We start from the raw sequence: 13427 nt of genomic DNA, 5'->3' as shown, positions 1-13427 counted from the left end.
TCAGATGCCCCCCTTATTAAGGGGGGATTAAAGGGGGGACTAAGGGGGGATCGGCACCCCCCTTATCAAGGGGGGCAGGGGGGATCGAACCTAAAATCCATTTTTAATTTAATTATAACCAGCTACTTACATCTGATAACTGATAACTGATCACTGATAACTGATTTCCTCTCCCGCATGATAGGAACTGCGGACTAGAGGTCCAGATCTAACTTGGGAAAAACCCATTTTTTGGGCAATTTCTCCCAACTCGCTAAATTCTGAGGGAGTCCAATATTTCTGTACGAGCAAATGTTCCAGAGAAGGACGCATATATTGACCAATAGTAACTCGATCGCAGTCGATCGCGCGTAAATCTGCCAAAGTCTCGATAATTTCCTCTTTTGTCTCACCGTGACCGACCATTAAGCCGGATTTCGTCGGAATTGAGCGATCGATTTCCTTAACATAACGCAAAACCGCCAAAGAGCGATCGTATTTAGCCCCGCGTCTAACCGGTCCTTGCAAACGGCGCACCGTCTCGATATTGTGATTGTAACAGGCAGGTTTTGCCCCTACCACCGTCGCCACCCGTTCCTGTTGACTTCCCTTACCTCCGGCAAAATCCGGGGTTAACACTTCAATTAAAGTGTGGGGATTGAGTTCGCGAATGGCTGTCATCGTCCGCACGAACCAACTGGCTCCGCCGTCTTCCAGATCATCTCTAGCTACAGAAGTCAAGACAACGTAACTTAAATTTAACAATTGCACCGCTTCCGCCACTTTTTGCGGTTCCTCCACATCGAGAGGCATGGGTGCATGACCCTTATCCACTTGACAAAAAGCACAGGACCTGGTGCAAGTGGGACCCATCAACAAAAAAGTCGCCGTACCTTGGGCATAACACTCGCCGCGATTGGGACAGCGACCCTCCTCGCAGATAGTATGAATGTTCCTTTGTTTGATAATGCGCTGAACCGTGGAAATTTCGCTAGATTTGCCGAGCGAACGCCGTAACCAAGCGGGTAAAGACGTAATTTCCTCGCGCCACTGTGGGGGTATATTGGACATGAGAAGTTAAGTAAGGTGTTGGGGATTTCAGTTATCAGTAATCACTGGGGGGGTAGGGAGAGGGGAGAGGGACGACTAACTCCCCAAAACGAAAACTTTCTATCTCACCATAAAGATAACTGCTATAAGCTGAGAAAGCGGGTAAAGATCATTGTTAATCAAAAAGGAAACTTGGGCAATGGGACGACGGCAACGGGGAAAAATTTTCAATCTGGTCCTTCAAGGATTGGCAGGTTGCCTCTTGGTTAGTATATTTGTTCTTAATTCCCTGCCATCCCTAGGCCAAAATTTTCTAGTTCCATTTGTATCTCCCACGGGTACAAGGATTTTTGTAGCCGGGGATATAGAATATGCTTCCGTGCATCTAGATGGATTTGCCTTATTTCAGATTGCCTCCCAAGATTTTACCGCTTCTGAGTCCCGGGAACTCTCCCCGGTAGAAAGACGGGCTAGGCGCATTGAGAGGGGCTTAAATAATATTATCAATCGGGGTTTCGATCCGACAACCCTGCAAGTAAGTACGGCGACTCTCAATAATTTAACCGTGATTGTGGCCAAGGATAACCAGAAGTTACCGCAACAGGTAATTCTGACAGTGACAGAAGTTGATGCCCTGATCGATTCTTCTTCTGTTGGCGATTTAGCGGACAGATGGGTTAAAATCATCCAAACAGCTTTGCTCCAAGCTTGGCAAGAACGTCAGCCCGCCCCTCGTCGGCAACAGGTAATGACTGCCACTATAATTATTTTGGGGCTAACTTTCTTAAGCTGGGTATCAATTTGGTGGCAGAGACACCTAAGAAATCGCTTTAATCTCCTCAAAAAACAAGCTAAAAGGCAATCCGATCAAAATTTACCCATAAATTCCCCCCCCAGAAAAGATCGCTCCCAAGAGCCGATTTTAGCCGCTCTAGGAGATTCCTCTAATTTCCGTCAACAGGCTGATATTCAGCGACAACTAACGCTAAATATTCTCTGGAAAAGACTAGCTTTTATTGGACTGATACTGCTTTGGTTTGCCGGAATAGCGGCGATTTTGTATGTATTTCCCGAAACTAGGCTAGAAGGACGCGGAATAATCCGTATTCCTTTACAGATTTTTATCATCTGGTTGCTGATGACATCAGTGAGCAATATGGTTAATCTCTACGTTAATTTTCGGCTACGCGAGTGGGTAGAGGAAGGAGCGGTGTTTTCCGAAAATTTGGAAAGGAGGATTCTGCGCGCTCCCACTTTATTAGAAGTTTGGCGAGAAATTATCACATTTATCGCTATTTTTCTAGGAATTTTGATTTTTTTAGCTTGGATGGGTCTTTCTTTCGCCTTTTTACTCACGGGAGCCGGTTTAGTGGGAGCATTGCTCACCTTTGCCTTTCAGGATCTTTTAAAAGATTGGATTAACGGTTTTCTGATTGTCTTTGAAGATCAATACACCGTCGGTGATATGGTCCAGTTTCAGGAGTTTATTGGTTTGGTGGAAAATATGAGTTTGCGAGCGACTCAATTGCGGGCCGCCGACGGACGTTTAATCACTATTGCCCATAACCAAATTATCACCGCACACAACCTCAGTAAAGATTGGGCGCGGGTCGATTTTACCATCGAAGTCGCCTATCAGACCGAGCCAGATGTGGCGATCGCTTTAATGGCAGCCATCGCTGAAAATATGGCTGTAGATCCACAATGGCAAGAAGATATCATCAATCCTGTGCAGGTTGCTGGTGTCAGTCGGGTTTCTCACACGGGAATGGAAATTATGCTCAGAATTGTCGTCAAAAGATTACGACAATGGGACATAGAAAGAGAGTATCGTCGTCGTCTCAAGATTGCTTTTGAGGAGAAGGGAATTCACATCGGTATCCCCCAACAAAGTTTCCTCATAGCAAAAGATAGAGAACAATTCAAGGGACAGTTTTAAAGGGGAGCGACTCTCTCCCACTTATGGTGATAACCTATTGAAAAATGGCGTTTTGGGGTTGTTATGTCCTTAAATGTAAAGTTTTGTTAGGAGATTCAATGTTTCTGGGAAAGTGGGTTAGAATCGAGTTGTGTTAGGTCTGGGGTATTCTATCTAAAGGACGAGAACTTTTTGCCCCTATTCCTCTGTTTCCCAAAGCTCCTCAGCCTTGTTTTGTCTCTAACCTAGCCCGAGAATATTTCTAGGAACGGATTTAGTTTTCTCGCATTTGCTCTTTGACTTGCCACCCCCGATTGACCTAGACTTCACTGAGATGTGTCAGGCAGTCAGGGTTGAATGACCAACTGGTTGAGGCAAGGAGTAAGCAGGATTAGGTAGTGGGGGAATTGGTGCAGGTGATGCGGGGTGTGGTGTGAATATTTAAGTGAGTACACAAGGAAGGAGTTAACTATGTCTGACAAGAATAATGAGCCTAAAGATAGCTTGGATAAAATAAGTATAGGTGTCTCATCTTTATCGACATTTGTTTTAATGATTATTGCCATTCTCAATGGGTTTATAGGATATCAGACTTCTCAGCTGCAACAGAAAACCGAAAATATTGAGAATCAATTAGAAGGATTTAAAACCAACATTCAAACGGCAGAATTAATTCAAAAATTGATTGGAGATTTACAAAGCCCTCAATTAAAAAAAGATATCGCTTTAATTGCTTTGAATCGGACGATAGCTGACAATGATGAAAGCTCTAAGCAGATGATTGCTGAGATAGCAACGCAAATTTATAGATCAAGATTTAAAGAGTTAATGTCTAAACCCTCGAATACAGATCAAGAATTTATAGGACAAACACCAGAGTTTCAAGATACTTTTACGGCTCTTATGATTATTGGCGAAAGGGATCCGAATCAAGCTAATGGGATTATTAAAGAGCTTAGAAAACTTCAAGAAGGCTACAAAAATAGCAAGGATCCTAGAGAGAAAATTGTTGAACAAATAACTAAAAATTTTGATTTTGTTGTTGATATTTACTATAACGAGAACGAGAAAGAAGTGAATAAATTTAAGCAATATCTACAGGGCAAAAATTACACAATTAGTTTAAACCCGATTAAAAAAGAAGATGTTCAAAATACATATTCTTTAAAGAATGATCAGCCAATCAGTAGGATCAAATATTTTCATGCTGGGGATAGAGAACGAGCTAAAAATCTAGGGGAACTCACTCAAAGTTATGTGAATAATAATAAAAACATAAATTTACCTAAAGACCTACTAGAATCGGATCTACTAGAATTAGTGGACTGGAATGCTCCTAATGGGAGGATTGAAATTTGGGTTTATTTCCCTCCAACTCCATCAACTCCATCAACTCCATCAACTCCATAAACTAGACCTCTTGCATAAATCCGAAAACAAACGATAGAAACAATAATGGGAGGGACTTTCAGTTAATTATTTATTAGTAAGTAGTCGTGCAAAATAAATTTCCTAGTGAAGATAGGCAAGAGGCAATAGGCAATAGGCAAAAGCTTTATCGAAATGTGTAATTAATTTTGCTTAGGTACTTAGCTGATAATCTTCAAAAATGTTGCTGTACAAGGATCGACTTAAGACTTTTGCAAGAGGTCTACTGACTGCCGCCCTCATTTGGTCGTGTACGAAGGTACTTGGAAGTAACCGTAAAAAAACGGCTCTTCTTGTTTCTGTGTGGAAAGAAGAAGAATAGGGGTAATTTTTCGGAAATATAGTCTTCAAAGCCTTGCCTAGCAAGACTCCTACGAATGATAAGCACTGATTATCACACAGAGTCGAGAATATCCGAATGTGCAAGGCTGGCGACTGAAATTGACAGCGTAATTCGGGATTCCCCTTTTTTCTAGGTCGTTGCTTAGAGCGCGTTTTCACCGACTCACCTCTGATTTCTTCTCGTTATTTTACCGTTTTTTACTATCTTCCTTTTGGATTATCAGGTACTCTTTATAATTAAGCCTCTTGCTTAAGTTGACACCAAGATCGTGGTCAGTGAGTTTATCGAACTGCGTCGGACAAAAATGTCATATAGATATTTCTACAAAACTGAGATGTACCCAACAGTCTTAAGTAGAAAATTGCCGTCTTTTCACTGATTACTGATCACTGATTACTGTTTGGTAGGTTTAAACTAGGTTAGGATAGCTAACCTAACCTAGAAAATTTTTAGGAAGCTAAGGCTACCTCGACTATTTGTTGTAGTTCCCCATTTTGATAGAGTTCGATCATAATGTCGGAACCGCCAATAAACTCACCGTTGATATAGACTTGGGGAATAGTCGGCCAATTGGAATACTCCTTAACTCCTTGTCTTAACTCCTGATCTTGGAGAATATCGACAGTTTCGTAGGAAACCCCCAGAATATTGAGAATTTGTATGACGTTATTCGAGAAACCACACTGAGGCATTAATTTATTGCCCTTCATGAACACAAGAACTTTGTTATTCTGGATTAATTGATCGATTCTGGCCTTAGTTTCGGGTGTCATAGGTCTAGTAGCTAGAATTTGAGCAAGAATAGCCAATCCTGAGACGTGGCATATCCTATCAGTTTAGCACAAGCCGTTGGGATAGCCTTAAAAAGGAAGGTCTTCGTCCTCCTCCAAACTATCTAAAATTTCGTTAACATCAGGTCTCCCGCGCACGATAGTCATATTTTCCAGAGACTTATTAACTTTAGTTTCTGCGGCCGAATTTTCTGGCAGTGAATAACCCATATTGACCAGTTCACCATCAAAAGATTTCGCTAACTTTTGAGCGGCTGCCAAAATTTCGCTAACATCGACATCTTGATCTAATGTCTCTAAAGATGAATCAAAACTTAAGATTTTTTGGGGCAGTTCTGTGCTAGGAGTTTTTGGGGTTCCCGATGCAGTGATCTTTGCTTCTTTTTTCTCGATAATTGCTTCTTTGACTGGAGGAATATCCACCGCGGTCATAACTTTATTTTCGGGAGTTATTGGTGGAGTTGCTGCGGTTTCTGGTGGTGGTAGTATCCTGGCCGCTGGGGATGGGGAAACTTCCGCAGCCATGGCAGCAGTGGCGGAACCTACCTGTAAATGAACTTTAATCCGGCGCTGAAAAACTGCCTCGAAAGCTGACTCAATATTAGTCAATCGTAGCCGGGCCATTTTTAATAATTGTTCCGAAGATATGCTTAAATAAGCACTCGATTCTTCCATATTAAAAAGACTGCCATGCTGACGTAGGAGAGTGCGAGTAGTGGGGGGTTCCATTACTTCTAAAACCTGCTGCCAAATTTGTTCATGATTGTCATCACTGGTAACAGTTTTAACCTCAGTTTTCGGCACTGCGACGCTAGTTGTCGGGGTGATAACTGGCGGTTTTATCGGTTCATTAACCGGCGCCGGCGCTGTGATCACTTCCGGCGGCCTCTCGGCGCTGGTTTGGGGACGGGAAGGCGCTACCGTGGCAACTAGCGGAATCACCTGTGCTTGCGGTAACAGTCCCAAGAGAGTGACTTCTAACCAGAGACGGGGTTGAGTGGTGTTTTTTAGTTGTGTTTCGCTGTCTTTAAGCAGTTGTTGACCGCGGAGAATTTCCTCTAAAGACCAAGTACGCGCTTCCTTACACAAATCCTGCCAAGTGGGAGCAGTGACAGCCACCATTTCTGGACGATTAGGGGCGGTTTTGGCTAAAAGTAGGTTTAAATAGAATCCCGCTAGATTTTGCAAGACGATTAAAGGTTCCTTCCCGCGATTCATCAGATGGCGACATTGTTCGATAACTTGATCGGGAATATTGCTATGAATGACTTTAAGTAGGGTTAAAAGGTCTCTTTCGGGGACTGCACCGACTAAATCCCAGACTCGCTCGGCCGTAATCGTTCCTGCGAGTAAACTTAATTGATCAAGAAGACTTTCCGCATCGCGTAAACCACCGTTAGCGATCTGAGCCACAAGGGTTAATGCTTCTAGGTTAATATCGATCGCTTCTATTTGGGCGATTTTTTGCAGGTGTGCCACCATCGCATCGAGAGCAATACGGCGATAATCAAAGCGTTGACAACGGGAGATGATAGTAGGCAAGACACGCTGAGGATCGGTGGTAGCAAGCACAAAAATCACTCGATCTGGCGGTTCTTCTAGAGTTTTCAGCAAAGCATTAAAGGCCGCCGTACTGAGCATATGGCATTCATCGATGACATAGACTTTATAACGACATTGGACGGGGGCAAATTGCGATCGCTCGATAATTTCCCGAATGTTATCCACACCCGTATTACTAGCGGCATCAATTTCGATCACGTCTAAAGCGGAACCATTGGCGATCGCTTGACAGACGGAACACTTACCGCAGGGAATCGGTGTCGGATGGTCACTAGACAGACAGTTGAGGGATTTGGCTAAAATTCGCGCCGAGGAGGTTTTCCCCGTGCCTCTGGGTCCAGTAAATAGGTATGCAGGGGCGATTCGCTCACTGATTAAGGCATTACTCAAGGTCGTGGCGATCGCTGATTGTCCCACCAAATCGGCAAAGGTTTGGGGACGATACTTATGATGTAGAGGTTCGTAGGTCATGACTGGCTGAAAACTTTTTCCCCACCCTAGAGACTACTATTATCCTATGCCGATTCTTTTTCAACACGAGAACAAGTGTATGCTTTTTATCTAGCCAGTTGTAATGCGCGATTTGCATCATAAAAATGGCAATTTGGCCAAGGCTTCTAATAAATTGTATTAATAACTACAATTTTGCCGAGAAAACCTGACGACTATCTTAGTATGCCTAAAGACAGCGCCACCAATCAGACCAACTGCTTATGACTGAATCTACAAAAACCCAATGTCCTTACTGTGGAGTAGGTTGTGGTTTGACAGTCACCCCCCCCGCGTCGGCCGGACAAGCATGGAAAGTCTTCGGGGACAAGTCCCACCCCTCCAGTCAAGGTATGGTCTGTGTTAAAGGGGCCACCGTAGCGGAATCAATCGATAAAAATCGCCTCAAAACCCCGATGATCCGCGATTCTCTCCAAGAGCAATTCCGTCCTTGTACCTGGGAAGAGGCCCTCGATCGCATCGTTAACCGCATCCAAACTCTAATCGCTCAGGGGGAAAAGGAAAGTATCTGTCTATACGGTTCGGGACAATTTCACACCGAAGATTACTACATCGCCCAAAAACTGGTCAAGGGCTGTCTGGGAGTCAATAACTTTGATGCTAATTCCCGTCTTTGTATGTCTTCGGCCGTGGCCGCTTATCGGGACAGTTTCGGGTCCGACGGTCCCCCCTGCTGTTACGATGACCTAGAATTAACCGATTGTGCCTTTCTGGTGGGGACAAATACGGCCGAATGTCACCCCATCATCTTTAACCGTCTGCACAAGTATCTCAAAGGTAACAAAGAAGCGAAATTAATCGTCGTTGATCCCCGCAGGACAAAAACCGCCGAGGCCGCTAATCTCCACCTCGCCATTAACCCGGGGACCGATATTGACCTATTTAACGGTATTGCTCACCTGTTACTGAATTGGGGTGCGATCGATACCTATTTTATCGATAAATGTACCCGAGATTTCCCCAAATACGCCGAAATTATCCGCCATTATCCCCCCGAAATCGTCGCCCCTAAATGCGGTATCCCCATTGAGGATTTAGAACAGGCTGCCCGCTACTGGGCCGAATCGAAAAGAGTGCTTTCCCTCTGGTCGATGGGTATCAATCAATCCAGCGAAGGCACGGCCAAAGCCCGCACTTTAATCAATTTACACCTAATGACGGCTAATATCGGTAAGCCCGGGGCCGGTCCTTTTTCCCTAACGGGACAACCCAACGCCATGGGAGGACGGGAAGCTGGCGGCCTCTGCCATCTTCTCCCCGGTTATCGTTCCGTCAAAAATCCCCAACACCGGGCCGAAGTGGAACAAGCTTGGGGTTTACCTGCTGGTCAGATTTCTCCGGTCCCCGGTCGCGATGCTTGGAGTATGATTACTGGTTTGGAGACGGGAGATGTCAAACTTCTTTGGATTGCCGCCACTAATCCGGCCGTTAGTATGCCTGATCTAGAACGCACCAAGGCGGCCCTGTTAAAATCACCTTTTACTATCCATCAGGATGCCTACTATCCCACGGAAACCAGCGCCTATGCCCATTTATTACTGCCAGCAGCCCAATGGGGCGAAAAAACGGGAACAATGACCAATTCTGAGCGCATGGTGACTTTAAATAAGGCTTTTCGCCCTCCCGTCGGTCAAGCTAAGGCCGATTGGCAAATTTTTGCCGAAGTTGGTCGCCGTTTGGGGTTTCAGGCACAATTTAATTTTCAGGATTCGGCCGAGGTATATTCCGAGTTTGCCCGCTTGACATATAAACGTCCTTGTGATATGACAGGGATTAATTATGAGCGCTTGGCCGAGACCCCCCGACCGTGGCCCAATTCCATCGATGAAATTTCCGCCCCTAAAACCGCTAATTCCGGGGAATTACTAGGGAATTTAGTTAAAGATGACGATAAAAGCCCAAAAAAAGCCGCAAAACGCCTTTATACCGATGGTAAATTTAATACTGCCGATGGTCGTGCTGTTTTCGCCGCCTACCACAGTAAAGGTCTAGCGGAACCCCCCGACGATGATTATCCCCTAGTGTTGACCGTGGGGCGTTTGTACGGTCACTGGCACACCCAAACCCGCACCGGCCGCATCGAGAAAATTGTCAAAATGCACCCCGCACCTTTTCTGGAAATTCATCCCCAAGATGCGGCAAAATTGGGCATAGAAGCTGGGGAATGGTTGGAGGTGCGTTCTCGTCGCGGTTCTGCCCGTTTTCCGGCTTTAATTACCAAAGCAATTGCTCCTAATTGTGTCTTTGTGCCGATGCACTGGGGGGCCCTATGGGCAGAAAATTCTGAGGCCAATAGTCTCACCCATCCGGCCGCTTGTCCGATTTCCCTGCAACCAGAATTAAAAGCTTGTGCTGTCAAATTAATCCCGTTGAAGTCTTTAGTTAATGCCGAATTATCTCCCAGTCAATTTCTGGCAACTCCCTAATCAAATTTGGCTTTCCCTTTGGTTACTTTTGTAATACCAATTCTCCACAATCTGATAGGTAGTTTGTGTTTAAAAACCTCTTGCATAATTAATTTTTCAGGGTTCAAAAACGTCAAAAATAAGGATTAAATGGCATAAAGTCTGTAAATAGACCATTTAACTGATTATTATTCATTCTTAATTCTCCTGACTACTCACTACTGGCTACTGACTCCTAACCCCAACAACAATTTTTGATTTTTACAAGATGTCTATTGCTATTAAGCCAAGACGCATTTTAACCGCCTATCCTTAGATTAGCTGAATGCACTTCTTTCATAACTTTTTTATGGTATAATCGGTCAATACTTTTCTTTCGATTTTTAGATGGAAGTCGAAAACTGGTATCATCTGCGTCACTGCTGTCAGCCTGCTGTTGAATGTCTTGTTCGTCCCGCTGCCAGTGGGTAGCCCCTCTTGAATCACCTCACCATGACGACAACAACTCTGACTCCCGCGCCAGTTCAAGCGGCAGCAAATTCCCCAGCACCCCCTGAGTGGGTAGATTGGCAAGTCGCCCATCAAATTCCCGGACGGCTGCGAATTCGCATTCCCCGCCTCAATTGGGATGACGAATTTGCCAGACGCTTGCAGCGATCGCTGCTGAGAACCACTGCTATCAGCGAGGGCCGCATCAATGCCGCAGCCTGCTCCCTGATTGTCTCCTACCAGGCGGAAATGCTGTCAGCAACGGCCATCCTAGATTACTTGCAAGCGGCCATCCTAGCGGCCGGCCGGGAAAGAGAGCCAGACCTAAACGAGAAAGTCGGGGCTAGAAATCAGGGGACTTGGCCAACTTTAGGGATGCCGGCCTTAACCCTGGCTGTGGCGATCGCTGCTGCTCCCCTAGAACTGCCCTTCTCGATTGTGGGAGGAATTGTCCTTGCGGCTTCAATTCCTCTCTGGCAGAGGGTTAGCCAAGCGCTCACCCAGCAGGGACAAGTGACAATAGACTGCCTCGATGCCCTCTGGTTGAGCTACCAACTGCTGCAAGGTAACAACATCGCTGGCGCACTCGCCCTCAATCTGGCAGCAGTGGGAGAGAGCCTGCGCCGGAGCAAGCTCCAACAGCTAGAAGACGAGCTATACCTGCTGTTCGAGCAAGAAGACGCAGAAATCCACTGGCTCTCTGACCGGCAGCGGTTCGCTCCCGTTCCCGAGGCAGATCGAGAAGGGTGGCTAGATTCCGTCGAAAAAACCGAACTACTCCAGAACCTCAAACCCGTCGCCCAAGGAGCGATCCTACCCACTTTGTTCCTGAGTGGCACTTGGGCAATCCTGACGGGAGACTTGGGGCGTGCGAGTGCGCTGTTACCCCTTGACATCGGGGTTTCTCTGCGGGGCGTTACTCCCTTGGCAGTGGTTTCGTCCCTGACGGCGGCAGCGCGACAAGGCGTTTACATCCGCAATGCCAGGGTACTGGAAAAGCTGGCTCAGGTGGATACTCTGGTCTTTACTCGCGAAAGTTTCCAGGACTTGATTACCCCGGAGCTGCTGGTGAGTTGGGGCATCCCTTCTCAGTGCATCTACTTCGCCACCGATGGGGCTGCTGTTGAGGGACTCCAAGAACAGTTGCTCCGCCAAGGTAAGCGGGTGGCTTGGATAACCGACAGTGGTAGTGATTGCTTTGCTGCCCAGGAGGATCAGGTGGTCATTTCTCTAGGGAGAGGGGATTTTGCAGCGGCCGCCGATGTCATCTTGCACAGCCAGGATCTCCAGCCCCTTGGCTACACCTTTGCCCTGGCCCGGCATACCCTTGCCACTGCATACAAGAGTTTGGCGATCGCTACTCTGCCCAACCTGTTAGTGGTGGCAGTCGGGGCATTTTGGGGACTCAACCCGGTGGCAGCCGCCGCAATCAACGGCAGTTCAGCCATCCTCGCAGAATTGAACAGCCTGCGCTCCCCGAAGCCTAACCTCTTAGAAAACGGGTTTCTTTGAGAAAGAAACCCGTTTTCTTGCAATAAATGTTAATTTTTGTTACAGGGGTCTTGAAAAATTGGCGATTGTCTGCACAAAAGAGTCGCAGTGTCAAGTGGTTCGCGCTCAAATGACATAAATAGCTATTATAGTAGCAAGAGGTTTACTGTCGATTACTCGCTAAAAAAGGAAAGGAAATAACTATGATACAGCAAGTTAAATTACGTTCTCATCTGGGTGAAGACCGAATATTGCATTTAGATATTCCCGTGGAAGTTAAAGAAACTGATTTAGAGGTGACAGTAACGTTTAAACCAGCACCAAGCTTAGATAAAACTACAACTCAGACACGCACTCACGCTGAATCAAGGCGAATTTTTGAAGAGATAGATAAACACTATTCGGGGCGAATTTTTAGTGATAGTACAGATTGCTGTGAGAATACAACAGGTGGTTTATGATTGTGTTTATCTGGCTTTAGCAGTGCAGAAAAGCTGTCAAATGGTCACAGCAGATGAACGTTTTTTTAATGCGTTACAGGGAGATAGTTTAGGGTCTTATTTATTTTGGCTAGGGACTTCCAGAAATTACTCATAAACGAAAAAGGCTATTATATTAAATAAATCATCTTAATAAACATGACATCAGAAACCGCCAATTATGATGAACCCTGGAAAGAAGCATTAGGCGAGTATTTTGAAGCGTTTTTACATTCTTTGGCTAAAATCAATATCTAGAAAACGGGTTTCTTTGAGAAACCCGTTTTCTTGTAATAAATGTTAATTTTTGTGATAGCACCCTTGAAAAATTGGGGATTGTTGGGCTAAAACTGTTAGCAATAAACCTTTGCAGTTAATGTCATGACTTCTCCCCTGTTGCCGATTTTTCCTGCTGTTTACGATAGTTTGTTCGATTTTGCTCAATCTGATGGTTTTTGGGCGAATTTGACAATCGTTGTAGGTTAAGGGGGTGAGGTCATAACAATCCGTTGCCAAAACCGACTTTTCAGAATACAATAGATAAGAGTAGTCATTCATCGCTCAGATTAGTTAAGATGACATTACATGACTAATAATATTGACCATGACCGCTTATTTAAGGAGTTAATCTCCACCTTTTTTGTCGAATTTATTGAGTTATTTTTTCCTCAATTGATGGATTATTTAGATAGAAACTCGATTACTTTTTTAGACAAAGAAGTATTTACCGATGTCACGGAAGGAGAAAGACATGAAAGCGATTTAGTCGCACAGGTTAAGTTTCGAGGAAAAGAATCTTTTTTTCTGATTCATGTCGAGGCGCAGGAAAGTTCCCGCAAGTGGTTTAATCGGCGAATGTTTACTTATTTTGCTCGCTTTCATGAGAAATTTGTCCTCCCGATTTATCCGATTGTAATTTTTTCTTATTCAAAGCCAAAAAGAGAAGCGATTAGTCAATATGTAGTCGATTTTACCGATTTT

Annotated in this window: 9 protein-coding genes; 6 read left to right on the top strand and 3 right to left on the bottom strand. The window is 45.0% G+C overall.

Annotated features, from left to right (window positions below):
* Window positions 1–150 precede the first annotated feature (150 nt).
* Window positions 151–1050: a lipoyl synthase gene (lipA, locus tag IM507_RS21600; protein WP_002739543.1), complete on the bottom strand. Its 900-nt coding sequence runs from the start codon at window positions 1048–1050 to the stop codon at window positions 151–153.
* Window positions 1051–1228: 178 nt separating this feature from the next.
* Here lipA and IM507_RS21595 point away from each other — a divergent pair, with 178 nt between their 5' ends.
* Window positions 1229–2968, top strand: a complete 1740-nt coding sequence (locus tag IM507_RS21595) for a mechanosensitive ion channel family protein (RefSeq protein ID WP_002740030.1) — start codon at window positions 1229–1231, stop codon at window positions 2966–2968.
* A 450-nt stretch (window positions 2969–3418) separates the two neighbouring features.
* Window positions 3419–4357 (top strand): hypothetical protein, encoded by a 939-nt coding sequence (locus IM507_RS21590; protein ID WP_069475369.1) that lies wholly within the window; start codon window positions 3419–3421, stop codon window positions 4355–4357.
* Between the two features lie 810 nt (window positions 4358–5167).
* Here IM507_RS21590 and grxD read toward each other — a convergent pair.
* Together grxD and IM507_RS21580 are read right to left on the bottom strand one after the other, a co-directional pair.
* Entirely contained in the window at window positions 5168–5491 is a 324-nt protein-coding gene (grxD, locus tag IM507_RS21585) for a Grx4 family monothiol glutaredoxin (protein ID WP_002796167.1), read from the bottom strand.
* A gap of 87 nt (window positions 5492–5578) precedes the next feature.
* On the bottom strand, window positions 5579–7543 hold the full coding sequence (locus tag IM507_RS21580) for a DNA polymerase III subunit gamma/tau (RefSeq protein ID WP_287637727.1): 1965 nt from the start codon (window positions 7541–7543) through the stop codon (window positions 5579–5581).
* Window positions 7544–7785: 242 nt separating this feature from the next.
* Here IM507_RS21580 and IM507_RS21575 point away from each other — a divergent pair, with 242 nt between their 5' ends.
* The 4 genes from IM507_RS21575 to IM507_RS21560 form a co-directional block, all read left to right on the top strand.
* Entirely contained in the window at window positions 7786–10008 is a 2223-nt protein-coding gene (locus IM507_RS21575) for a molybdopterin oxidoreductase family protein (protein WP_287637726.1), read from the top strand.
* Between the two features lie 471 nt (window positions 10009–10479).
* Entirely contained in the window at window positions 10480–11988 is a 1509-nt protein-coding gene (locus IM507_RS21570; protein WP_287637725.1) for an HMA2 domain-containing protein, read from the top strand.
* Between the two features lie 182 nt (window positions 11989–12170).
* Window positions 12171–12428, top strand: a complete 258-nt coding sequence (locus tag IM507_RS21565; protein WP_042791114.1) for a hypothetical protein — start codon at window positions 12171–12173, stop codon at window positions 12426–12428.
* Between the two features lie 603 nt (window positions 12429–13031).
* The coding region (locus IM507_RS21560; RefSeq protein ID WP_287637724.1) for an Rpn family recombination-promoting nuclease/putative transposase at window positions 13032–13427 on the top strand (396 nt) is incomplete at its 3' end.

Origin of the sequence: Microcystis sp. M20BS1 (genome assembly GCF_020245305.1) — a bacterium.
GTDB lineage: Bacteria > Cyanobacteriota > Cyanobacteriia > Cyanobacteriales > Microcystaceae > Microcystis > Microcystis ichthyoblabe_A.
The sequence above is the reverse complement of the archived record's forward strand: the minus strand, read 5'-3'. Positions and strand labels throughout refer to the sequence as shown.

What these genes read in the sequence shown, in the direction of transcription:
- IM507_RS21575 (WP_287637726.1), top strand. Translation starts at nt 7,786, where the DNA reads ATGACTGAATCTACAAAAACCCAATGTCCTTACTGTGGAGTAGGTTGT.
- grxD (WP_002796167.1), bottom strand. Translation starts at nt 5,491, where the DNA reads ATGACACCCGAAACTAAGGCCAGAATCGATCAATTAATCCAGAATAAC.
- IM507_RS21580 (WP_287637727.1), bottom strand. Translation starts at nt 7,543, where the DNA reads ATGACCTACGAACCTCTACATCATAAGTATCGTCCCCAAACCTTTGCC.
- lipA (WP_002739543.1), bottom strand. Translation starts at nt 1,050, where the DNA reads ATGTCCAATATACCCCCACAGTGGCGCGAGGAAATTACGTCTTTACCC.
- IM507_RS21570 (WP_287637725.1), top strand. Translation starts at nt 10,480, where the DNA reads ATGACGACAACAACTCTGACTCCCGCGCCAGTTCAAGCGGCAGCAAAT.
- IM507_RS21590 (WP_069475369.1), top strand. Translation starts at nt 3,419, where the DNA reads ATGTCTGACAAGAATAATGAGCCTAAAGATAGCTTGGATAAAATAAGT.
- IM507_RS21565 (WP_042791114.1), top strand. Translation starts at nt 12,171, where the DNA reads ATGATACAGCAAGTTAAATTACGTTCTCATCTGGGTGAAGACCGAATA.
- IM507_RS21595 (WP_002740030.1), top strand. Translation starts at nt 1,229, where the DNA reads ATGGGACGACGGCAACGGGGAAAAATTTTCAATCTGGTCCTTCAAGGA.